The 20,409-nt window shown below is 73.3% G+C and carries 21 protein-coding genes; 3 read left to right on the top strand and 18 right to left on the bottom strand.

Annotation, left to right across the window (positions count from 1 at the left end; translation table 11 throughout):
* Nucleotides 1–19: 19 nt before the first annotated feature.
* Nucleotides 20–1,720, top strand: coding sequence for an FAD-dependent oxidoreductase (locus tag RM540_RS04900; RefSeq protein WP_311662422.1), 1,701 nt, complete (start codon nt 20–22; stop codon nt 1,718–1,720).
* Nucleotides 1,721–1,791: 71 nt separating this feature from the next.
* Here the strand turns inward: RM540_RS04900 and fabG are convergent, their stop codons facing one another.
* The 6 genes from fabG to RM540_RS04870 all read right to left on the bottom strand — a co-directional run bounded on the left by fabG (nt 1,792) and on the right by RM540_RS04870 (nt 6,686).
* Nucleotides 1,792–2,538, bottom strand: coding sequence for a 3-oxoacyl-[acyl-carrier-protein] reductase (fabG, locus tag RM540_RS04895; protein WP_311662421.1), 747 nt, complete (start codon nt 2,536–2,538; stop codon nt 1,792–1,794).
* 170 nt (nt 2,539–2,708) lie between these two features.
* Nucleotides 2,709–3,632 (bottom strand): ACP S-malonyltransferase, encoded by a 924-nt coding sequence (gene fabD / locus RM540_RS04890; protein WP_311662420.1) that lies wholly within the window; start codon nt 3,630–3,632, stop codon nt 2,709–2,711.
* 81 nt (nt 3,633–3,713) lie between these two features.
* Nucleotides 3,714–4,733, bottom strand: a complete 1,020-nt coding sequence (locus tag RM540_RS04885) for a beta-ketoacyl-ACP synthase III (RefSeq protein WP_311662419.1) — start codon at nt 4,731–4,733, stop codon at nt 3,714–3,716.
* 74 nt (nt 4,734–4,807) lie between these two features.
* On the bottom strand, nt 4,808–5,842 hold the full coding sequence (gene plsX, locus RM540_RS04880; protein WP_311662418.1) for a phosphate acyltransferase PlsX: 1,035 nt from the start codon (nt 5,840–5,842) through the stop codon (nt 4,808–4,810).
* Nucleotides 5,843–5,969: 127 nt separating this feature from the next.
* Complete coding sequence (rpmF, locus tag RM540_RS04875) at nt 5,970–6,158, bottom strand: 50S ribosomal protein L32 (protein ID WP_311662417.1); 189 nt, start codon at nt 6,156–6,158, stop codon at nt 5,970–5,972.
* Nucleotides 6,159–6,197: 39 nt separating this feature from the next.
* Nucleotides 6,198–6,686, bottom strand: coding sequence for a YceD family protein (locus RM540_RS04870; protein WP_311662416.1), 489 nt, complete (start codon nt 6,684–6,686; stop codon nt 6,198–6,200).
* Between the two features lie 557 nt (nt 6,687–7,243).
* Here RM540_RS04870 and dnaA point away from each other — a divergent pair.
* On the top strand, nt 7,244–8,833 hold the full coding sequence (gene dnaA / locus RM540_RS04865) for a chromosomal replication initiator protein DnaA (RefSeq protein ID WP_311662415.1): 1,590 nt from the start codon (nt 7,244–7,246) through the stop codon (nt 8,831–8,833).
* 347 nt (nt 8,834–9,180) lie between these two features.
* Nucleotides 9,181–10,311: a DNA polymerase III subunit beta gene (dnaN, locus tag RM540_RS04860; RefSeq protein WP_311662414.1), complete on the top strand. Its 1,131-nt coding sequence runs from the start codon at nt 9,181–9,183 to the stop codon at nt 10,309–10,311.
* Between the two features lie 171 nt (nt 10,312–10,482).
* Here the strand turns inward: dnaN and RM540_RS04855 are convergent, their stop codons facing one another.
* From RM540_RS04855 to RM540_RS04800, 12 genes are all read right to left on the bottom strand, one after another.
* Entirely contained in the window at nt 10,483–11,610 is a 1,128-nt protein-coding gene (locus RM540_RS04855) for a saccharopine dehydrogenase NADP-binding domain-containing protein (RefSeq protein ID WP_311662413.1), read from the bottom strand.
* Nucleotides 11,611–11,948: 338 nt separating this feature from the next.
* Nucleotides 11,949–12,260 carry a hypothetical protein gene (locus RM540_RS04850; protein ID WP_311662412.1) on the bottom strand — a complete coding sequence of 104 codons (312 nt, stop codon included), beginning with the start codon at nt 12,258–12,260 and terminating at the stop codon, nt 11,949–11,951.
* 105 nt (nt 12,261–12,365) lie between these two features.
* Nucleotides 12,366–13,439, bottom strand: a complete 1,074-nt coding sequence (locus RM540_RS04845) for a hypothetical protein (RefSeq protein ID WP_311662411.1) — start codon at nt 13,437–13,439, stop codon at nt 12,366–12,368.
* A 345-nt stretch (nt 13,440–13,784) separates the two neighbouring features.
* The gene (locus RM540_RS04840; protein WP_311662410.1) at nt 13,785–14,171 is read right to left on the bottom strand and encodes a HEPN domain-containing protein; all 387 of its coding nucleotides are present in this window, start codon (nt 14,169–14,171) and stop codon (nt 13,785–13,787) included.
* Complete coding sequence (locus RM540_RS04835; protein ID WP_311662409.1) at nt 14,168–14,491, bottom strand: nucleotidyltransferase domain-containing protein; 324 nt, start codon at nt 14,489–14,491, stop codon at nt 14,168–14,170. Before RM540_RS04835 ends, RM540_RS04840 begins: the two co-directional genes overlap by 4 nt.
* Nucleotides 14,492–14,548: 57 nt before the next feature.
* Nucleotides 14,549–16,381 carry a translational GTPase TypA gene (gene typA, locus RM540_RS04830; RefSeq protein WP_311662408.1) on the bottom strand — a complete coding sequence of 611 codons (1,833 nt, stop codon included), beginning with the start codon at nt 16,379–16,381 and terminating at the stop codon, nt 14,549–14,551.
* 313 nt (nt 16,382–16,694) lie between these two features.
* Entirely contained in the window at nt 16,695–16,925 is a 231-nt protein-coding gene (locus RM540_RS04825) for a DUF433 domain-containing protein (RefSeq protein WP_311662407.1), read from the bottom strand.
* Nucleotides 16,926–16,962: 37 nt separating this feature from the next.
* Nucleotides 16,963–17,589, bottom strand: coding sequence for a YbhB/YbcL family Raf kinase inhibitor-like protein (locus tag RM540_RS04820; protein WP_311662406.1), 627 nt, complete (start codon nt 17,587–17,589; stop codon nt 16,963–16,965).
* Between the two features lie 112 nt (nt 17,590–17,701).
* Complete coding sequence (locus tag RM540_RS04815; protein ID WP_311662405.1) at nt 17,702–18,598, bottom strand: SDR family NAD(P)-dependent oxidoreductase; 897 nt, start codon at nt 18,596–18,598, stop codon at nt 17,702–17,704.
* Nucleotides 18,599–19,242: 644 nt separating this feature from the next.
* Nucleotides 19,243–19,644: a hypothetical protein gene (locus RM540_RS04810; RefSeq protein ID WP_311662404.1), complete on the bottom strand. Its 402-nt coding sequence runs from the start codon at nt 19,642–19,644 to the stop codon at nt 19,243–19,245.
* A complete protein-coding gene (locus RM540_RS04805) occupies nt 19,641–19,994 on the bottom strand; it encodes a cell division protein ZapA (protein ID WP_311662403.1) in 354 nt (117 codons plus the stop codon). Before RM540_RS04805 ends, RM540_RS04810 begins: the two co-directional genes overlap by 4 nt.
* Nucleotides 19,991–20,353, bottom strand: a complete 363-nt coding sequence (locus tag RM540_RS04800) for a hypothetical protein (protein ID WP_311662402.1) — start codon at nt 20,351–20,353, stop codon at nt 19,991–19,993. The genes RM540_RS04805 and RM540_RS04800 overlap by 4 nt, the downstream gene beginning before the upstream one ends.
* Nucleotides 20,354–20,409: the final 56 nt, after the last annotated feature.

Here is a 20,409-nt window from a genome sequence, read left to right as displayed (position 1 = left end):
CCACCCCGCCCCGCCCTCTGTGGACGCTGCCCCCTTCCCCACGCTCACCGACGCCCAGCTCGACCGGCTGCGCGCCGTCGGCCACGAGCGGGCCGTCGAGCCCGGCGACCTCCTGTTCCGCGAGGGCGACGACGCCTACGACTTTTTCGTCGTCCTGAGCGGGGCGGTCGAGGTGTTCGAGGACCCCGCGTGCGAGCGACCGCTGTCGCCGGAGCCGCTTGGGCCGGGGCACTTCCTGGGCGAGATCGGCCTGCTCTTGGGCGAGGCCGTCTACGCGACGGCCCGCGTAGACGAGGGCGGGGTGGTGCTCGAGGTGCCGGCCGAGCGGTTCCGCGAGCTCGTCGGGTCAGACACGGACCTCGCGGAGACCGTACTCGACGCGTTCACAGCTCGGCGCGGGATCGTCTCCGCGAGCGGGTCGGGACTCCAGATCGTCGGGTCGCAGACGAACCCTGATGCGGTTCGCCTGGCCGAGTTAGCGCGGCGGAACTACCTCCCGTACCGCTGGCTCGACCCCGAGGACGCGCCCGACGAGGCCGCCGAGGTCCTGGCCGAGCACGGGCGGTCGGTCGAGGATTTGGACGAGGGCGGCCCGCTCGTCTTCTGGGGGTCCGAGACCACGCTCGACAACCCCACGCTCCTCGAACTGGCCGACGCGGTCGGGATCGGCCGCGAGCCGCCCCCGGACAGCGTCTCCGACCTCGTGATCGTGGGGGCGGGGCCGGCCGGCTTGGCGGCGGCCGTCTACGGCGCGTCCGAGGGGCTCTCGACGGTCCTCATGGACGAGATCGGGGCGGGCGGGCAGGCGTCGTGGTCGTCGCGGATCGAGAACTACCTCGGGTTCCCGTCCGGCATCACGGGGACGGAGCTGGCCACGCGGGCGACGCTCCAGGCCCACAAGTTCGGCGCCCGGTTCGTCACGCCGCACCGGGCCGACGCGCTCCGCCGCGACGGCGACGGCTACGCCGTGTCGTTCGCCGAGGGCGGGGCGGTCCGCGCCCGCGTCGTCGTGCTGGCGACGGGCGCCAACTACCGGCGGCTGCCGATCCCGAACCTCCGCCAGTTCGAGGGGGCCGGCGTGTACTACGCGGCGACGGAGCTGGAGGCCCCGAGCTGCCGCGACCGGACGGCCGTGGTCGTGGGCGGCGGCAACTCGGCGGGGCAGGCGGCTATGTTCCTGTCCGAGCGGACCGAGCGCGTACTCCTCGCCGTGCGCGGCGGCGACCTGAGTGCGAGCATGAGCCAGTACCTCGCCGACCGCGTCGAGGCCTCCGACCGCATCGAGGTCCGCCTCCACACCGAGGTGGTGGGGCTCTGCGGCGACGGCGCCTCCAACGGCCGCGAGGCGCTGGGCGGCGTCGACCTGGAGGACACCGAGGCCGGCACGCGGGAGCACGTCGAGACGCCGGGCCTGTTCGTGTTTATCGGCGTCGAGCCGTGCACCGACTGGCTCCGCCCCGGCCAGGACAACGGCGCGCTCGGGCTCACGCTCGACGACCACGGGTTCATCCGCACCGGGTCCGACGTGGCCGACCTCGACGCCGCGGTCTGGCCCGACGGCCAGCGGCCGACGACGTTCGAGACCAGCCTGCCCGGCGTGTTCGCTGTCGGCGACGTCCGCGCGGGGTCGACGAAGCGCGTGGCCGGGGCCGTGGGCGAGGGGGCGGTGACGGTCAAGGCCGTCCACAGCCGTCTCGCCCCGCCCCGCCCGCAGGACTGAGGAGCGGGCGGGGTGGCCGCAACTTCCGCCCCGCCCCGCCCTCGTGCTCCGCCCGCCCTCGTGCAGGCGGACTACATCGCCATCCCGCCGTCGACGTGGAGGACGTGGCCGGTCACGTAGGAGGCGGCGTCCGAAAGGAGGAACAGGATGGCCGAGGCGATCTCCTCGGGCCGGCCCGTCCGACCGAGCGGGATCTGGCCCTGCATGGCCTCCATCGCCGCCCCGCCCAGGTCCGCCGTCATGTCGGTGTCCACGTAGCCCGGCGCGACGACGTTGGCGCGGACGCCCCGCCCGCCCAGCTCGCGGGCCAGGCTCTTGGTGAACCCGATGAGCCCGGCCTTCGAGGCCGCGTAGTTCGCCTGCCCCGCGTTCCCCGTCACGCCGACGACCGACGAGACGGCGACGATCGAGCCGCCGCGCTGCTTCATCATCGGCCGGTAGGCCGCCTTGCAGACGTGGAACGCGCCGGTCAGGTTCGTGTCGATCACGTCCTGCCACGCGCGCTCGTCCATGCGGATCATGAGCCCGTCGCGCGTGATGCCGGCGTTGACGACGAGCCCGTCGATCGTGCCCCACGCGTCCGTAACGGCGGCGACGGCGGCCTGGGCGTCCTCGGCGCTCGCAGCGTCGGCCTGGAAGGCGAGCGCGCGGTCCGCCCCGCCCAGGTCCTGGACGAGCTGGTCGGCCGTGTCCGAGGACGAGCGGTAGGTGAACGCGACGCGCGCGCCGGCGCCGGCCGCGGCCTCGACGACGGCGCGGCCGATGCCGCGCGTGCCGCCGGTGACGAGGACGTTCTTGTCGGTGAGGTCGAGGGTCATTTGCGAGGGCGGGAGGCGAAACGAGGAAGGCGGAAGATCGCGCGGGCGGGGCGGCGCGCTGGACCGCCCCGCCCACGTCGGGCGCACGTCGGTCGCGGAGGCGCCGCGGTGTGGCGCTTCGGGGCGAGGCCGCCCAGGGCGACGGCTCGGCCCCGCCCCGCCCGGGGTGGTCAGGCCAGACTCTCCAGGTCCGCCGCCGTCCCGACCTGGACCGTCTCGGCGCCCCGCCCGAGCGTCTTCTTGACCAGCCCCGAGAGCACGCGGCCCGTGCCGACCTCCACGAACCGCGTCGCGCCCTCGTCCGCCATCCGCTGGACCGACTGCGCCCAGCGGACCGGCGACGTGAGCTGCTCCAGCAGGCGCCGGCGGATCTCGTCGGGATCGGTCGTGGGCTCGGCCGTCACGTTGAGGACGACGGGGCACGACGGCTCCGAGATCTCCAGCGCCTCCAGCGTCTCGGCCAGGCCGTCGCGGGCGAACGCCATGAGCGGGCTGTGGAACGCGCCCGAGACCGTGAGCGGCACCACGCGGCGCGCGCCGGCCTCCTCGGCCAGCCGCCCCGCCCGCTCGACGGCGGCCTCGTCGCCCGAGATCACGATCTGGCCTGGGCTGTTGTAGTTGGCCGGGACCACCTCGCCCGCCCCGCCCCCGCTCGCCTCACGGCACGCGGCTTCGAGCGCGTCGTCGTCCAGCCCGAGGACGGCCGACATGGCGCCGGGGCGCACGTCGCCAGCCTGCGCCATCAGCTCGCCGCGGCGGCGGACGGCCCGGAGCCCGTCGGCGAACGAGAGCGCGCCGACGGCGGCGAGCGCGCTCCACTCGCCCAGGCTGTGGCCGGCAGCGAGGGCGGGGCGGAGGCCGCGCGCCGCGAGCACGGCGTTCGCCGCCAGGCTGTGCGCGTAGAGCGCCGGCTGCGTGACCTCGGTTGGCACGAGCGCCTCGGCGTCGTCGCCGAACATGACGTCGGTGAGGGCGAAGCCCAGCACGGCGTCGGCCTCGTCGAACAGGGCGCGGGCCTCGGGGTGCGCCTCGTACAGATCGGCGCCCATCCCGGGCGCCTGGGCGCCCTGGCCGGGGAAGAGGAAAGCGGTCACAGCGGGTTACGAGTAAAGAGTGACGAGCAAAGGGCGAAATGCGGGCGGGGTGGTCGAGACGAGCGGCGTGCTCCTCACTCGTCACCCCTCACCCTTTGCCCCATCGTAGGCCCACTTGATCCACGTCGCGCCCCAGGAGAAGCCGCCGCCGAAGGCGGCGAGGACGAGGTTGTCGCCGCGCCGGAGCTGGGGCTCCCAGTCAGAGAGGCAGAGCGGGATCGTGGCGGCCGTCGTGTTCCCGTACCGCTGGATGTTGACCATCACCTGGTCCGACCCGATCCCCATCCGCTTGGCCGTCGCCTCGATGATGCGGAGGTTGGCCTGGTGCGGCACGAGGTAGCGGATGTCCTCGGCGGCCAGGTCGTTGCGGTCCATGATCTCGGCCGCCGCCTCGGCCATGCCCACGACGGCCCGCTTAAAGACGGTCCGCCCGTCCTGCTTCAGAAAATGCATCCGGGCGTCGACCGTCTCGTGCGTGGCGGGGTGGCGCGACCCGCCGGCGGGCATGTTGAGCGCCTCGGCGTTCGAGCCGTCGACGTGCTGGACGCTGTCGAGCAGGCCCGTCTCGTCGGTCGCGGGTTCGAGGAGCACGGCGCCGGCGCCGTCGCCGAAGATGACGCACGTCGTCCGGTCGGTGTAGTCGATGATCCGGCTCATGGTGTCGGCGCCGATGACGAGCACGCGGTCGTGCATCCCCGACTCGACGAGCTTGGCCCCGGTCGTGAGCGCGAACAGGAACCCCGAGCACGCCGCCGAGATGTCGTAGCCCCACGCGTTCGTCGCCCCCAGCTGGTTCTGGACGAGGCAGGCCGTGGCCGGGAAGACCATGTCGGGCGAGACCGTGGCGACGAGGATGCAGCCGATGTCCTCGGCGTCGACGCCGGCCTTGGCGAGGCACTCGCGGGCCGCCTCCGTCGCCATGAACGACGTGGCCTTGGTCTCGTCGCGCAGGATGCGCCGCTCGCGGACTCCGGTCCGCGTTCGGATCCACTCGTCGCTGGTGTCGACGATCTTCTCGAGGTCGGCGTTCGTGAGCCGGTCCGGCGGGAGGTAGTGACCGACCGACGTGATGGCGGCGGTCCGGCGGGGCGTCTCGGCCATGGGGTTGGGGGGCGAGGGGCGGGGCGGGCGGGGCGGGCCACCCCGCCCCGCGTGCCGCCCCGCCCGGGGTGGGATTACGGGTGGGGCGGGGCGTCGTCGTCGGCGAGGGCGCGGGCGATCCGCGACGTCAGGTTCTGCTCGACGAGCCGGGCGGCGGAGAGCACCATCTGGCGGATGGCCCGGGCCGTCGAGCCGCCGTGGCCGATGACGACCGTCCCGTCGATGCCCAGCATGGGGACACCCCCGTGGGCCTGGTAGTCGAACGGGGCCAGCATGCCACGGAGCACCCCGCCCACGGTCCGGGCGTGGTCGGCGCCGAGCCCCTGGCGCCCGATCTCGGCGCGGACGAGGTCGGGGAGGATCGTCGAGACGGACTCGGCCAGCTTGAGGACCACGTTGCCCACGAACCCGTCGCAGACGCAGACGTCGGCCCCGTGGCGCAGGATGTCGCGGCCCTCGACGTTGCCCACGAAGTGGATGGCGCCGCGGTCGCCGAGCGCGCGGAGCGCCTCGTAGACCTCCTTTACGGTGTCGGTCCCCTTGCCCGGCTCCTCGCCCACGTTCACGAGCCCGACGGTCGGGTCCTCGCGGTCGAGGAAGAACTCGCCGAACACGGCGCCCATGCGCGCAAACTGGACCAGGTGCTCGGGGCGGACCTCGACGTTGGCGCCGACGTCGAGGAGCACGCACGTCCCGGTCGGCGTGGGGAGGTAGCCCGGGAGGGCGGGGCGGAGCACGCCCGGCAGCCGGCCGAGCCCGAAGAGAGCCGCCGCCATGACGGCGCCCGTGTTGCCGGCCGACGCGAAGGCGTCGGCGCGGCCGGCCTTGACGGCCCCGATCCCGCGGTGGATCGACGAGTCCGGCTTCCGCTTGAGGGCCTCGGTCGCGGCCTCGCCCATCCCGATGACCTCGGGCGCGTCGACGACGCGGAGCCGGTCGTCCTCCGCCCCGCCCCGGTTCTCGACCTCGGCGCGGATCTCGGCCTCGCGGCCCACGAGCAGGACGGCCAGGCGGTCGCCGGCCTCGGCGACGGCCTCGAGCGCGCCCTCAACGACGACGCCCGGCGCGTGGTCCCCGCCCATGGCGTCGACGGCGACTCGTACGGGCATGGGCAGACGGGGCGGGGCGGGAGAGGGGACCGATAAGATACCCCGGCCCGAACGCGGGGCGCCCGCGCAGCGCCCCTACCAGAGGCCGCGCGGGCGCGGGGCGGGGCGGCGGCTCGGGGCGCCGGCGCTAAACGTAGTCCGGGCGCTCGACGACGGCCCGGCCGCGGTAGTGGCCGCACGTGGGGCAGGCGCGGTGCATGAGCTTCGCGTTGCCGCAGTTGGGGCACTCGTGCGGGGTCGGCACGTTTTTGACCTTGTACTGGGAACGGCGCTTGGCGGTGCGGGCCTTGGAGTGCCGGCGTTTGGGGTTGGCCATGGGGCGGGGGGTCTGGAGAGCCCCGGGCGGGGCGGTGGTCTAGTCGGTGTCGGCGTCGTCGGCGCGGAGCGCTTCGAGGGCCGCCCAGCGGTCGTCGGCCGGCTCGCCCTCGGCCGGTCCGCCGAACGCCGTCGGGATCTCGGCGTCGCGGGCCTCGGGGCACACGCGGCGGAGCGGGAGGGCCAGCAGGAGCGTGTCGCGGACGGGGTCGGCCACGTCCACCTCGACGGCGTCGTCGGTCAGGGGCTGAACGTCGTCGTCCTCGTCGTCGGGAGCGTCGGCCGTGAACAGGACAGCGTGCGCGGCCTCGACGGGCTCGTCGTACATCGCGAGCGTCCGGTCGCACTCGAGGCGGGCCGTCGCCCGCGCCGTGTACGCCACGAGCACGCGGCGCTCAGCGACGTCGAGGTGGACGTCCACCTCGATGCCAGAGAACACGTCGGGGTCCAGGCCGAGGTCCGCGGCCGTCGGCCGGAGCGTCTCGTCGTGGAGGCCGTCGGGGAGCGGGGCGATTCGGACCCGGAGCATCGGGGCGGGGCGGGCGGTGAAAGAACGGCGCCGCGGGGGCGCGCGGGCGGGAGCCAGGGAAGGTAGAGGGCGCCCGGCGGGCGCGGCAAGGGCCTCACGGGATGTTGGCAAACGGGGCCGTTCCCCGCCCCGCCCGGTCACCAGGAAAACGCTGTGCCGTGTCGTAAGGACTTTCCCACCCGGCCCGGCAAGGCGATCCGCCCACGCGCCTCGCGCAACGGTCGAGGGGCCGCGTTTACAAGCTGTGGAAAACGAACGGGCACCGCGCCCACCCCGCCCCGCGCACCTCGCTCCACTCGCGCCGTTTGGCCGTGCCGGATCTTATCCGATCCGCACATCTCGTTGCGGGACAACGCGCAAGTCGCCCACTCCTCAGCCGTGCACTGCCTGTGGATAGCGTAGGCCACTGGCGCGCCGGACGCGATGATTCTCGTCGAAGCCGGCGTCACGGACTGTGGACAACTCTGGGCGAAGAGCCCGCCCCCCGCCCCGCGCGCAGCCGGCCGTTCCGATATTCGGAGCCCCGTCACCACCCCGCCCACCCCAGACCCCCGCCGATGGACCGCTCCCGCGACGAGGTCTGGACCGAGTGCCTCGGCATCATCCGGGACAACATCAGCCGGCAGAGCTTTCGGACGTGGTTCGAGCCGCTCCGCGCCGTCGGGCTGGTCGAGGAGGGCGGGGAGGTCAAGCTGACGGTCCAGCTGCCCAGCCGGTTCTACTACGAGTGGCTCGAGGAGCACTACTTCGGGCTCCTCCGCAAGACGATCACGAAGGTCTTGGGGCCGGGCGGGCGCCTGTACTACGACATCGTCATTGAGCGCGACGAGCCCGCGGGCGCCGGGCACGGGCGGGGGTCGTCGATGGAGCTCCCGGCGCGGCAGCCGGCGAACGTCCCGCCGCCGGCGTCCGAGCGCCCGCCGCCGGCCGACCTCCCGGCCGGCGTCACGCCGCCCCGCCCGCCGGCCGAGGCGCGCCCCGACGCCGGCCGCCCGTACCGGGCTGACGCGGGGCGAGGAGCCGCCCGCCGCCCCGCCCCGGCGGCGCCGGCCGCCGCCGAGGCCGCCCACCCCGCCCACCCGTTCGCGATTCCGGGCGTGCGGCCCATCGAGGTCGACCCGCACCTCAACGACTCGTACACGTTCGAGCGGTTTATCGAGGGCGACTGCAACCGGCTCGCGCGGGCCGCGGCGTGGTCGATCGCGCAGGCGCCCGGCGCCACGAGCTTCAACCCGTTCATGATCTACGGGGGCGTCGGGCTGGGCAAGACGCACCTCATCCAGGCCATCGGCAACTACGCCCGCGCCAACGGCCACGCGCGGACCGTCCGCTACGTGTCGTCGGAGATGTTCACGGCCGAGTTCGTGCAGTCGATCCAGACCAACCGGATCAACGAGTTCAGCCAGTTCTACCGCGGCATCGACATCCTGATCGTCGACGACGTCCAGTTTTTCGGGGGCAAGGAGAAGACGCAGGAGGAGTTCTTCCACATCTTCAACGAGCTCCACCAGCAGGGCAAGCAGATCGTGCTCTCAGGCGACCGCCCGCCCCGCGACATCGCCGGCATTGAGGACCGCCTGCTGTCCCGGTTCGGGTGGGGACTCACGGCCGACGTCCAGCCGCCGGACGTCGAGACGCGCATCGCCATCCTCAACCGGCGCGCGACCGACGACGGCACGCGCGTGCGCGACGAGGTGATCGAGTACGTGGCGACGCACGTCAAGAGCAACATCCGCGAGCTCGAAGGCGCGCTCATCCGGCTCCAGGCCCACGCTGCGCTCACGTCGCGCGAGATCGACCTCGACCTGGCCCGCGACGTGCTCAAGGACCTCATCAAGGAGTCCCGCCCGCAGCTGACGATCGAGTCCATCCAGTCGGTCGTGTGCGACTACCTCGCCATCCCCGAGGACCTCGTCCGCGCGCGGACGCGGAAGCGCGAGGTGGTCCAGGCGCGGCAGGTGGCCATGTACTTCTCGAAGGAGATCACGAAGCACAGCCTCAAGACGATCGGGCTCCACTTCGGCGGCCGCGACCACTCGACCGTCATCCACGCCGTGCGGTCGGTGGACGACCAGATCGAGACGGACCCGAGCTTCCGCGAGATGGTCGTGGCGGTGCGCAAGAAGCTGGAACTGCACCAGCGGTAAGGGCGGGTGACATGCGCGGGCGGGGCGGGGTGGTGCTCGCGTCGAGCCGCCCCGCCCTGGCACCCGTAGGGACACGACTTGTCGTGTCCGCGCTCGGGCGGGGTGGCGCGTTTTCGTGCTCGGGCGCCGCGCGTGTTGCTGAGGACGGGCCGCCCGTGGGCCTCGGCCGGGCGGGGTGGGCATCCAGGAGAGACGGCGTTGCGTGCAACGCCGCTACGGGTCCGCAGACGACCGGCCGCCCCGCCCCACTTTTCGCGGGCGGGGCGGACCGCCGGGGCGCCGTCGCCGTTTACCTTCCCAGGTCTCCCCGACCCTGAGGCCGCCCCGCCCCGCATCCACCCCGAGCCATGAAGTTTACCGTCTCCAGCGCCGACCTCCTCCGCGCGCTCTCGACCGCCGGCGGGGCCGTCCCGTCGAAGAGCACGCTGCCCATCCTCGAGAGCGTCCTGTTCGAGCGCGACGGGGACGCGCTCCAGATCGCGGCGACCGACCTCGAAATATCGATCGTCCAGCGCGTGGCCGTCTCGTTCGAGCAGAACGGGACCGACGAGAAGCAGCGGATCGCGGTCCCCGCGCGGCGCCTGCTCGACACGCTCCGCGCGCTCCCCGACTTGCCCGTGACCGTCGCCACCGACGGCGAGTTCAACGTCGAGCTGACGACGGACCAGGGCCGGTACAAGATGGTCGGGTACGATGGCGGCGACTACCCCGCCCTCCCCGCCCTCGACGACGCCAAGGTGGTCACGGCCGACGCCGCGCTCGTCAAGCGGGCCATCGACAAGACCGGGTTCGCGGCCTCGAAGGACGCGCTCCGCCCCGCCATGATGGGCGTGCTGTTCCAGATCCGCCCCGACAAGTCGACCGTCGTGGCGACGGACGGCCACCGCCTCGTCAAGCTCATGCTCGACGGGCTGACCGCCGAGGAGCCCATCGACGTCATCGTGCCCGAGAAGGCGCTGTCGCTGGCGGGCAAGGCGGCCGGCGACGGCGAGGCCACGATCCGAGTGGCGCAGGGCTACGTCGGGTTCGACTTTGGCGACACGCAGGTGATCGGGCGGCTCATCGAGGAGCAGTACCCGAACTACGAGGCCGTCATCCCGGTCGAGAACGAGAAGCGCCTGACGGTCGGCCGCGAGGCCATGCTGGCGGCCGTCCGCCGCGTCGCGCTCTACTCGTCGTCGATGACGCACCAGATCCGGCTCGCGCTCGAGTCCGACGCGCTCGTGGTCTCGGCCGAGGACATCGAGCGGGCGTCCGAGGCCAAGGAGCGCGTGCTCGGCGACTACGACGCCGACCCGATGGAGATCGGGTTCAACTCGCAGTACCTCCAGGAGGTGCTGGCGAACGTGGACGGCGAGGACACGGTCTTCGAGTTCTCGTCGCCCAACCGGGCCGGCGTCGTCTCGCCGGCCGACCCGGCCGACGGCGAGGAGCTCCTGATGCTCATCATGCCGGTCATGCTCAACACCTACGCCTGACGGCGGCGGGGGCCGCCCAGCCCGCGCGTCAGGCCGTCGGGCGCACGGGGCGGGGCGGTCGCCCCAGGCGCGTCCCGTGCCGCTCCGCCTGCATTCGCCGCCCCGCCCTCCGCCGAGGGCGGGGCGGCCCTGTTCGGGCTCAACCCGCGGAACTCGGCGGGCGGGGCGGCTCTATGCCCGCGCGCCCTGCGCCGCGGGCGCCCACTGGTGGCCCGCGGCGGCGCCGGCCTGGCCGTCCCCGCGAGGCGCCTCCCAGCCGACGCCCATCGGCTGACAGAACGAGAACGGCGGGGCGAGGTCGAACCCGAACCGCCGGTACTTGTGCGCGAGGTCCATCATGTACCGGGCCTGCTCCGCCTTCGGGGCGCCCAGGCCGAAGTCGCCCTCGTGGCCGTCGAGCGCGAGGAGCATGGACTCGGCCATGCAGGCGTAGGCCGCCTTCGACCCCTTCGGCAGCCCGACGTCGGCGCGGATGTCGACGTCGACCATCGCCATGACGCCGCCGTCGACGACGGACACGTCCGGGCGCTCGGTGAGGATCGAGGGCGAGGTGTTCCGGGGCTGCGTGTCGTCGAGCACGACGGCCCCCTCCTTCAGGTGCTCCGGCCCGAGGATGGCCCGCGCCGCGCTCGTCAGCAGGACCACGAGGTCGGCGTCGCGCGCGCGCTCGATCGTCGTCTCGGCCGTGACGTCAAAGCCGGGGCGAGAGACCTCGGCGGCCAGGCGCTCGACGTTCGTCTTGGTCCGCGCGATGACCGAGAGGCGCGAGACCGTCCGCCGCTCGGCGAGCAGGCGCACGACGCACGACCCGACGCTCCCCGTCGCCCCGACGATCGCGACGCGGGGGTCATCGGAGGGGCACCACGGGAGCAGGCGCTCGATGGCCTGGACCGTCGCCGCGGCCGTGAACGCGTTTCCGGTCGTAACGCCGAGGTCCGGCCGTCCGCACACGAGCCGCCCACCCCGAGTCACCGGCGACGTGAGCGCCCCGAGCGTGACGGTCTTCACGCCGCGCTTGGCGATCGAGTCCAGCGCGCCCTTGATGCGGCCGACGACGTAGGAGCGGTCCAGCGTGAGCATCTGTTCGGCCCCGATGGGGAGCAGCATCACCCACCCCGCCACGGTATCGGGGTCGTCGGCGTAGGAGACAGACCCTGCGGGGATCGGCGGGATGGGAAGCGTAGCCGCTCGGTCGACCAGGCGGAGAGGCACCTTCCCCAGCGGGGGCCACGCTCGTGCGAGGTCTTGGCGGACGTCGGCGCGCGGGTGGACGAGGAAGGCGAACGGGTGGCGGGGCATGCAGCCGGGGATGGTGGAGGCGCGGCCCTCCCTCTGGAGAGGGACCGAACCTCACGACATGAGCAAACGAGTCCCGAATATGGAACGCCGTCGCGCCGCAGGTCCAGGCCTAAATGACGCGCGCCACGTTGTGCGTCCAACCCCGTGCAAAGGGCGAGCCAGAGCAGGACAGCCGAAAACGTCGCCGCCCCGCCCCCGCTGCCGTAGTAGCTGCGCGGCCCGGGTGGGGCAGTCCCAATGCGTTGGCCCTGCCCACCCCTGCCAGGCATCGGGGCGGGGTGGCCGCCCCCGACTGCTCTGCCCCCGCTGCTGTACGGCCGCCCCGCCCGGAAACCTCGTCAGGGCAGGAGGTCCCACGTGGACTGAAAGCGGCTCCGCGTCTGCCGCTCAGCCCCGAGGTCCTGGGCGACGCGGGCGACTTCGGCCTCCGTCTCAAAACGGACGGCCCAGTCATGCGCCCGTCGCCGGCGGACCCAGAGCACGCGGTCGCTCTGGACGACGGCGGCCACGGTGCGCCGCGACGTGCGCCGCACCTCGCCCCCGCCCTCGAACACGAGGTGCGTGTCCGTGACGCGGACCGTCCCCCGCCCGTCCCACGAGTCCTCCGCCCCGCCCAGCGCGCGCGCGACGGCCTCGGGGCGGGGCGGCACGCGGCGGCGGAAGAGCCACCACCCCGCCCACGTCGCGCCCGCCTCGGTAGCGGCCCGGATCTCGGACGCGAGCGCCTTCCTCCACCGCCCGGACGCCGCGGCCTGTCAGTCGGGGGCTTCGGGGCGGGCGGGGCCGCCGGTGAGGGCGTCGACGAGCGCGTCGGCGCGGCCCTCGACGTCGACCAAGACGGCGTGCCGCCGCGTCACGGGCACGAGGACGCCGTTGAGGAACCGGCGGGGCGGGCGCCGCGCCGAGAGCCGGACCTCCTCGCGCTGCCCCGCCCACGACAGCGTGAGCGTCCCGCCTCGGACGGCGACGCGGCCGCCGGCCCGCCGGCCCGTGAGGGCGTCGCCGGTGACGCGGAATCCGGCCGTCTCGCCCCGGTCGAGGGCGCTGCGGAAGGCGGCACCTCCCGACGTGCGGAGCGCCCTCAGGTCGACGTCCTGCCACCGCCCCGCCTCGCGGAACGGGGCAGAGCGAACGGGCACGGCCGCCCCGCCCACGGGGCGGGCGGGGCGGCGAGGTAGGCCGCTTGGAGAGCCGTTGCCGCCCGCCGCCGCCTCCCACCGCGCTGCGGCCTGCGCGATCCGATCCGCGAGGTCGCGCGGCACCTCGACGCTCAGCGCCCCCTCGATGCGCTCGATCTCGTCCACCTCGTCCGGCGACACCACGCCGTCGGCCAGCGCGTGGGCGGCGACCTGGAGCAGGCGCCGCTGGGCGAACACGTCGTAGGCGCCGCCCGCGACGGCGGGGTCGAAGCCCAGCGTGTGCTGGAGCGTGTAGAGCAGGTCGCGCTCCTCGTCCGAGAGCGCGCCGTCGGCGACCGCGGCCTCGACGGCGACGGCGAACGCGCGCTCGTGGGCGGGGCGGAGGTCGGCGTCCGTGAGGGCGAGCGTGTCGGCGACGTGGGCGAGCAGCGCCCGCTCCTCCCCGCTCAGGTCGCCCGACGCGAGGGCGTCGTCGAGGAGCGTCTGGTAGAGCGCGAGCCGCTCGGCCGGGAACGACGACGCCAGGTCGACGGCCCAGCGCTCCGAGATCCGGTCGCGGTCGGACGGCCCGAATTCGAACGGCCGCTCGGCCGCCGCGATGAGGTTGTGGAGCTCGACGTAGGCGTTCCGCGGCGGCGGGCCGCCCCACGGCGGGGCGGGCTCCGGCGTGAGCAGGTCGAGCGGTCCCATGCGGCGGAAGCTAACGGCGCCACCCCCGTTTCAAGGTGCTGACGGCGAACGGGGCGTTCCAGTCGCACCCCGGCACGGCGAAGATGCGCAGGACCAGGAACGCGAACGTCCACGCGGCCGCCGGCGCGGCGACGCCGGAGAGCGGGCGGGGCCCGCGTCGAGCTCCGCTCGCTCGGCCGGGGGGGCGTCGGTGGCGGCCATGCGCGACACCTACACCGGCGGCGCAAAGCTCAGCGCCGACTCGGTCTATCTCCCGCGTCGCCCACTCCGCCCGCTGGGGCGGGGCGGAGCGGTCCGTGCCTTCTACTTGTAGGCCTGAGCCGCCCGCTTCCGCTCGTGGGGCGGCTACGGTACAATCTGCGCCTCGACATGCCGAACCAGTTCGGCCACGTCGTCTGCCAGGACCGACCGGCTCTCTACGGGGGTGCCCGGGCCGGGGCTCTCGTACCGAAATCGGACCGCGAACACGTTCAGGCGGACGAGAGAGCGAAACGGATCGACATCACAGCCCATGGACTCCAGCATACCAAGAAGGGCGCTGAGATCGTGCGTCCGCCCGTACGCCGCCCCGCCCGCTGCGAGCCACGCCTTCAACGCTTTCTCCGCTGCCTGCTGAGCGTGGAACCCGACGACCTCGTCGGCGAAGGCGGGGTCGTCTCCCATCGCTCGGACGGTTCGGAAATCCCGCCGGGCGAGGTCGAGGAGGGCCAGCCCGTGCTCGTGGTCCGTCACGGCCGCTCGTACACGACGGTCCCCTCGCGGAGCGCGTGGGCGACGGCGTGGTTTGTCGTCGCGCCCCACTGGGCCACCTCCTCCTCGGTGTAGACGAGGATGTCCGCTGGCACGCGGAACGGGGCCAGCGCCTCCCACAGCCGGACCATCTCATCCGCCCGGCCAGCCTCATCGAGTGGCCCGTCCTCAATCACGAGCAGGTCTACGTCTGAATCCTCGCCCGCCCCGCCCGCCGCGTGTGAGCCGAACAAGACCACGCGCCGAGGCCTAACGGCCTCGGCAACGGCGGCGATCATCTGGCGGAGGGGCGGGGTGGCCACAGCGCGAAGATACCCACCCCGCCCGCCGGGGGCAGGGCGGTGCCTAGGCGGGGCGGCCTACGCCTCCTGCTTGCGGGCCTGAGCCGCCCGCTTCCGCTCGTGCGGGTCGAGGTGCCGCTTGCGGAGCCGCATCGAGGCCGGCGTGATCTCGATGAGCTCGTCCTCGCGGATAAACTCGATGGCCTCCTCCAGGCTCATCTTCTTCGAGGGGTTCATCTTCAGGAAGTTGTCCGAGCCCGACGCGCGCATGTTCGTCAGCTTCTTCTCCTTGGTCGCGTTGACCTCCATGTCCTCGTCGCGCGCGTTCTCGCCGACGATCATCCCGTTGTAGACCTCGTCGCCGGGCTCGACGAACAGCTGGCCGCGCTCCTGGAGGTTGACGATGGTGTACGGCGTCACCTTCCCGTTCCGGTCAGCCACGATGGCGCCCGTCGCGCGGTGCGTGATGGGGCCGGCCCACGGCTTGTAGCCGTCGAAGATGTGCGTGAGCAGGCCCGTGCCCTTGGTGTCGGTCAGGAACTCGGTCCGGTAGCCGATGAGCCCGCGCGCCGGGATCTCGAACGTCATGCGGACGCGGCCCGACCCGTTGTTCTTCATCTCCACCATCTGGCCCTTGCGCGTGCCCAGCGTCTCGATCACGACGCCCATGAACTCCTCGGCCACGTCGACCGTCGCGCGCTCGTACGGCTCGTGCGTCTTGCCGCGGACCTCCTTCGTGATCACCTGCGGCGTCCCGACGGCGAACTCGTAGCCCTCGCGCCGCATCTGTTCGATGAGGATGGCCATCTGGAGCTCGCCCCGCCCGAAGACGAGGTAGCGGTCGGTGCTCTCGGTCTCGTCGATGCGGAGCGCGAGGTTGGCCTCGCCCTCCTTCATCAGCCGGTCGCGGAGGTTGCGCGACGTGACGTACTTGCCGTCCTTGCCCACGAACGGCGAGTCGTTGACGCGGAACTCCATCGACAGCGTCGGCTCGTCGATGTCGAGCGCGGCGAGCGGCTGCGGGTCGTCGGCGTCGGTGACGGACTCGCCCAGGCCGATGCCAGTCAGCCCGCCCACGTAGACGATGTCGCCCGCGACGGCCGTCTCGGTCTCGACGCGGTCCAGGCCCTCGCTCACGAACAGGCTCGTCACCTGCGTCGCCTTCGTCTCGCCGGTCCGGTGGTACATGAGCACGCGCTGCTTCACGGCGAGCGTGCCGTTGACGACGCGGCCGATGGCGATGGGGCCGAGGAAGTTGTCGGGCTTGACGTCCGTGACCAACAGCTGCAGCGTCGCGTCGGGATCGCCGGCGGGGGCCGGGACCGTGCTCACGATCGTCTCGAAGACCGGCTTGAGGTCGGTGAGGTCGGCCTCCAGGTCGAGGGTGCACTCGCCGTCGCGGGCGACGGCGTAGATGACGGGGAAGTCGAGCTGGTGCTCGTCGGCGTCGAGGTCGATAAACAGGTCGTAGATCTCGTCCAGGACCTCCTCGGCGCGGGCGTCGCCCCGGTCGATCTTGTTGATGACCACGATCGGCACGAGCCCCAGCGCGAGCGCCTTCGAGAGCACGAACCGCGTCTGCGGCAGCGGCCCCTCGGCGGCGTCGACGAGCAGCATGATGCCGTCGACCATGCGGAGCGTCCGCTCGACCTCGCCGCCGAAGTCGGCGTGGCCCGGCGTGTCGACGATGTTGATCTTGACGTCGTCGCCGGCCTCGGTCGTGTAGCGGACGGCCGTGTTCTTGGCCATGATCGTGATGCCCTTTTCGCGTTCGAGGTCCATCGAGTCCATCACGCGCTCGGTGACGGTCTCGTGGGCGGCGAACGTCCCGCTCTGCTGGAGGAGCGCGTCGACGAGGGTGGTCTTGCCGTGGTCGACGTGGGCGACAATCGCGACGTTACGGATCTGCATAGGGGAGCGCTAAGCGGGGGACGACGGCGGGGCTCGGTCCCGGAGACCGCCCCGCCCCGCCCTTTGGGTCTGCGAGGGCGGGGTGGCGAAACGCATAAGGTCCGCCCCGCCCCGTGCGGTCCCGACCGGGGCGGGGCGGATTCGGGGCGAAGACGGGCGGGGCGGCCGAGCCGTCTTTCATCTCCCAAAAAAGATCGCGTCCCTCGTTACCTCAACAAACAGCGTCTCCTCCAAGGCCGCGGCGATCTCGCTGAAGACGGGGAGCAGGAGCACCTCGAGATCCGGCGGGGGAGCTGAGCGTCGACGAGCGCCCTCACGCTGCAAGCGAGCGTGTTCGGTGCGTCCGTGTCACTTCCGCGGCGTACGCGAGGACGGCGCGGAGGTCGTCGGCCTCCAGGTCGGGGTAGTCCTCCAGGACCTCGTCCGTCGTCATCCCGCCGCTGAGCAGGTCGAGCAGCATGTCCACGGGGTAGCGGAGGCCGCGTACGCAGGGACGGCCGTGGCACACGGCGGGATCGATCGTGATGCGTTCGAGGAGGGCCATGAGGACAGGATACAGCCGCCCCGCCCGGGCGGGGCGGCTAGCCCACGGCCGGGTTCGTCGTGTACGTCCCCACGATCTCGGCCTGCGCGAGGACGTGACCGTCGAGGGCGGCCTCCACGTCGTCGCCCGTAAAGTCGCCGTCGTCGCCAAGCCCCAGGCTCTCGGTGTCGAGGGCGTAGACGGTGAAGTGGTAGTGGTGGAGCCGCTCGTCGTTCCACGGCGGGCACGGGCCGTCGTAGCCGCCGTAGGTCCCTTCCATGTCGCTCCCGGCGAGAAAGTCGGTGAACGTGTTGGTGCCGGCGAGCCCGAGCGACGTGCGGCCCGGCGCCTTGCCGTTCGGCGTTACGCCGTCCGAGGCGGCGCCCTCGGCGATCTCGGTCGTCGAAGCGGGGATGTCGACGAGGAGCCAGTGGTAGAACGGCGTCCGCTCGGCGTCCACGGGGATCGTCTTGCCCTCCTGGTTCGCGTCGCTCGCGTCGGCCGGCACGTCGGGATCGCGGACGACGACGGCGAACGAGCGCGTGCCGTCGGGGGCGCCGCTCCAGGCGAGGTGCGGGCTCCGGTCGCCGCCGGGCTCGGTGTGGCCGCTGGCGGCCGCCTTGCAGAAGGCGTACTGCGGGTCGATGGGCGCGCCGTCGGTGAGGGAGGTGCTGGTCAGGGTCATGGGTCGGGGTGCGAGGAACGGGCCGCCCCGCCCAGGCGGGCGGGGCGGAGCGGGGCGGGGCGGGGCGGGAGAAGAACGGGCCGCCCCGCCCGAAGCTCCGGGCGGGGCGGGGCTAGCTCGCCGGGACCGCCGCGGGGTCGGAGTGGCGCTGGAACCGGAGGGTGAGGACGCCGGCCGGCTCCTGCTGGACGTCCTTCGGCGCCTTCTTGCCCGGCATCCCGTGGACGATCGTCGTCGCGCCGTCGACGAGCCAGAGCGCGCCGGTCACGTAGCTGGCCTGGTCCGACGCCAGGAAGGCGTAGACGTTGGCGATCTCCTCGGTCGTCGCCCGGCGCCCAAAGGCCGTCGACTGCGTCACGGTCTGCTCGGCGTCCTTGTCCATCGGGCCGTCCTCCTTGTGCGTGAACGACGTGTCGACGGGGCCGGGGCAGACGCAGTTGGCGCGGACGCCGTGCGCCCCCTGCTCGCCAGCGACCCCCTTCATGAAGGCGTGGTTCCACGCCTTCGTCCCGCCGTACGGCGTGAACCGGGGCGACCCGTTCCACCCCGCCTCGGACCCGGCCGTGACCACGTTCCCCTTGGTCTTCTGGAGCTCGGGGACCGCGGCGCGCGTCATGAAGAACGTCGTCTTGACGTTGTTGTGGAGGAGCTTGTCGAACGCCTCGACCGGGTACTCCGGGAGCTCAGCGAGTGCGGGGAGCGACCCGGCGTTGTTGACGAGCACGTCGAGCCGGCCGAACGCGTCGACCGCCTTCTGAACGCAGGCCTCGGCGTGCTCCGGCTCGCCGACGTCGCCGGCGAACGTCTCGACGCGCGTCCCATACTGGTCGCGGACGTCGGCGGCGACTTGGTCGAGGGGGTCGCCGGGGAGGCCGGCGAGGACGAGGCCGCCCGCGCCCTCGTAGGCGAACTTGTGGGCGATGGCCTCGCCGATGCCTTCGGCGGCGCCGGTGACGATGGCGATCTTGTCCTGGACGAGGCCGGGGCGCGTGGGCTGGGAGTCGGGCATGGGAGCGGGGTGGAGAGAGGGCAGGTTGGATCGGCGCCCCGCCCCGCCCGTTCCGCAGATCCGCGCCTCCGGCCGAACTCAGGCTCTCCCCCACCCCGCCTTGCTCACGAGCACCACGGCGCGCTCGGATGGCGGCGGGGTCGCGTTTGTCGGCCGGCCTCGGGAGGCCGCCCCGCCCGCGGCAGACCGCCCCGCCCCAGTCAGGCGGGAAGACGGCACGTACGGCGAGCGCCCCGGGTCCGCCCACTGGCGGACACCCGGGGCTCTCGGGGTCCCGCCCGGCGACGGCGGTCGCGGGGCGGGGGCAGAAGTACCAGCCTGCGGCGCGTGGACGAGAACCTTGCTCGTCTGACAATGTGGAGGCCCTCTGGACCCTCTCTACTTCCGCGGCCCGGGGCCGGAGCCCCGGAATCCCGCCGGAGCGGGACGCGGTCTGATGGTCAGGTCCGAAGCGGGACCCCCGCGGTTAACGCTGTTCAGGTTCCCATGCGGTGGCCACAAGCCGGTAAGCACCGGGCGGGGCGGGTAGCCCCTCCCGGGCGCATCAGGGTATCGGCGGGAGGCGGCGCCTGTTCCACCCCGCCCCTCGAATTTCGCTTGAGCGGGGCGGCTCCCCGCCCCCTAGGACACGCGGGCGGGGCGGGCTACGCCGCCGGGCGGGGCGGCGGCCCGTCGCGCCGCGGCGACCGGAACAGGAGCACGCTCCAGAGCGCGGCACCGAACACGAGGACGGCCAGGAGGCCCCAGAGCCCCGGCCCCGCCTCCGGCGGTAGTCCCCCGAGGACGACGAGCGTCCCGACGACCGCGAACGCCTGATTGCCTACGACGATCGGCCGGCCGTAGATGCCGCCGAGGAGAGCGCCCCGCCCCGCCCAGCACAGGGCGGCAAATCCGAGGAGGGCCGCGCCGAAAAGCTGGGCGGCGAGGGCCGCTGGGCCGCCGGCGCGCGCGTCCGGGAACACGATGTCGGGCACGAAGAGGAACACGGCGCCCGCCGCCGCCAGCAGCACGGCGTAGGCCGTCACCCACGGCGAGACCGACGTCACGGGTCGGGCCTCTCCCCCGCCCCGCCCGCCGACGCGCCGTCGCCGCCGAGCGGGGCGGTGAGCGCGGCGTCGAGTCGGTCGGCGAGGGCGGCCGACTCCAACTCGACGCGCGCCCGCAGGCGGTCGGTCTCGGCGCGGGCGGCGTAGAGCTCCTCGGCGAGCGCGAGCGCCGCGAGGACCGCGTGCGTCAGGTCGGGCTGCGACGGGAGCTGCGCCCGGAGCCGCCGGAGCCGCTCGTCGACCCGCTGGGCCAGGTGGAGCGTGTAGTCCTCGTCGCCCGGCGCCACGCGGAGCGGATAGTCGCGGTCCAGAATGCGGACGCGGATCGAGACGGGCTGCGACGCGCTCATTCCTCTCCGGGCGTCTCGGGCACGGCGTCCGCGGTGCCGTCGCCGCCCGTGCGGAGGGCGGCGTCGATGGTGTCGATAAAGCCCTGGACGCGGCTGCGGAGCGCCTCGGCGTCCTCCTCGTCTCCGCCGAACGAGAACGACGGCGCCCGGTCGTCACGGGCGTCCTGGAGCTCGAGCACGCGCTGGGCGAGCGCGGCGTTCTCGGAGCGGAGCCGCTCGATCTCGCGGGCCGCCGTCTCGACGCGGTCGCGGAGGGGGCCGAGCGCGCGCGCCTCCTGCCGCGCCGCGCTGGCGCGGCCCGCGTCGTCGGGCGGGGTGGGGGCGTCGGGCTCCATGAGCGGCGAAGGAGACAGCGTCAAGATAGGCACCGAGCGCTCCGGGTGTCCCCCAGCCCTCGGTTAGAGCCGCCTCCGCG

Origin of the sequence: Rubrivirga litoralis (assembly GCF_031846415.1) — a bacterium.
GTDB lineage: Bacteria > Bacteroidota > Rhodothermia > Rhodothermales > Rubricoccaceae > Rubrivirga > Rubrivirga litoralis.
The sequence above is the reverse complement of the archived record's forward strand: the minus strand, read 5'-3'. Positions and strand labels throughout refer to the sequence as shown.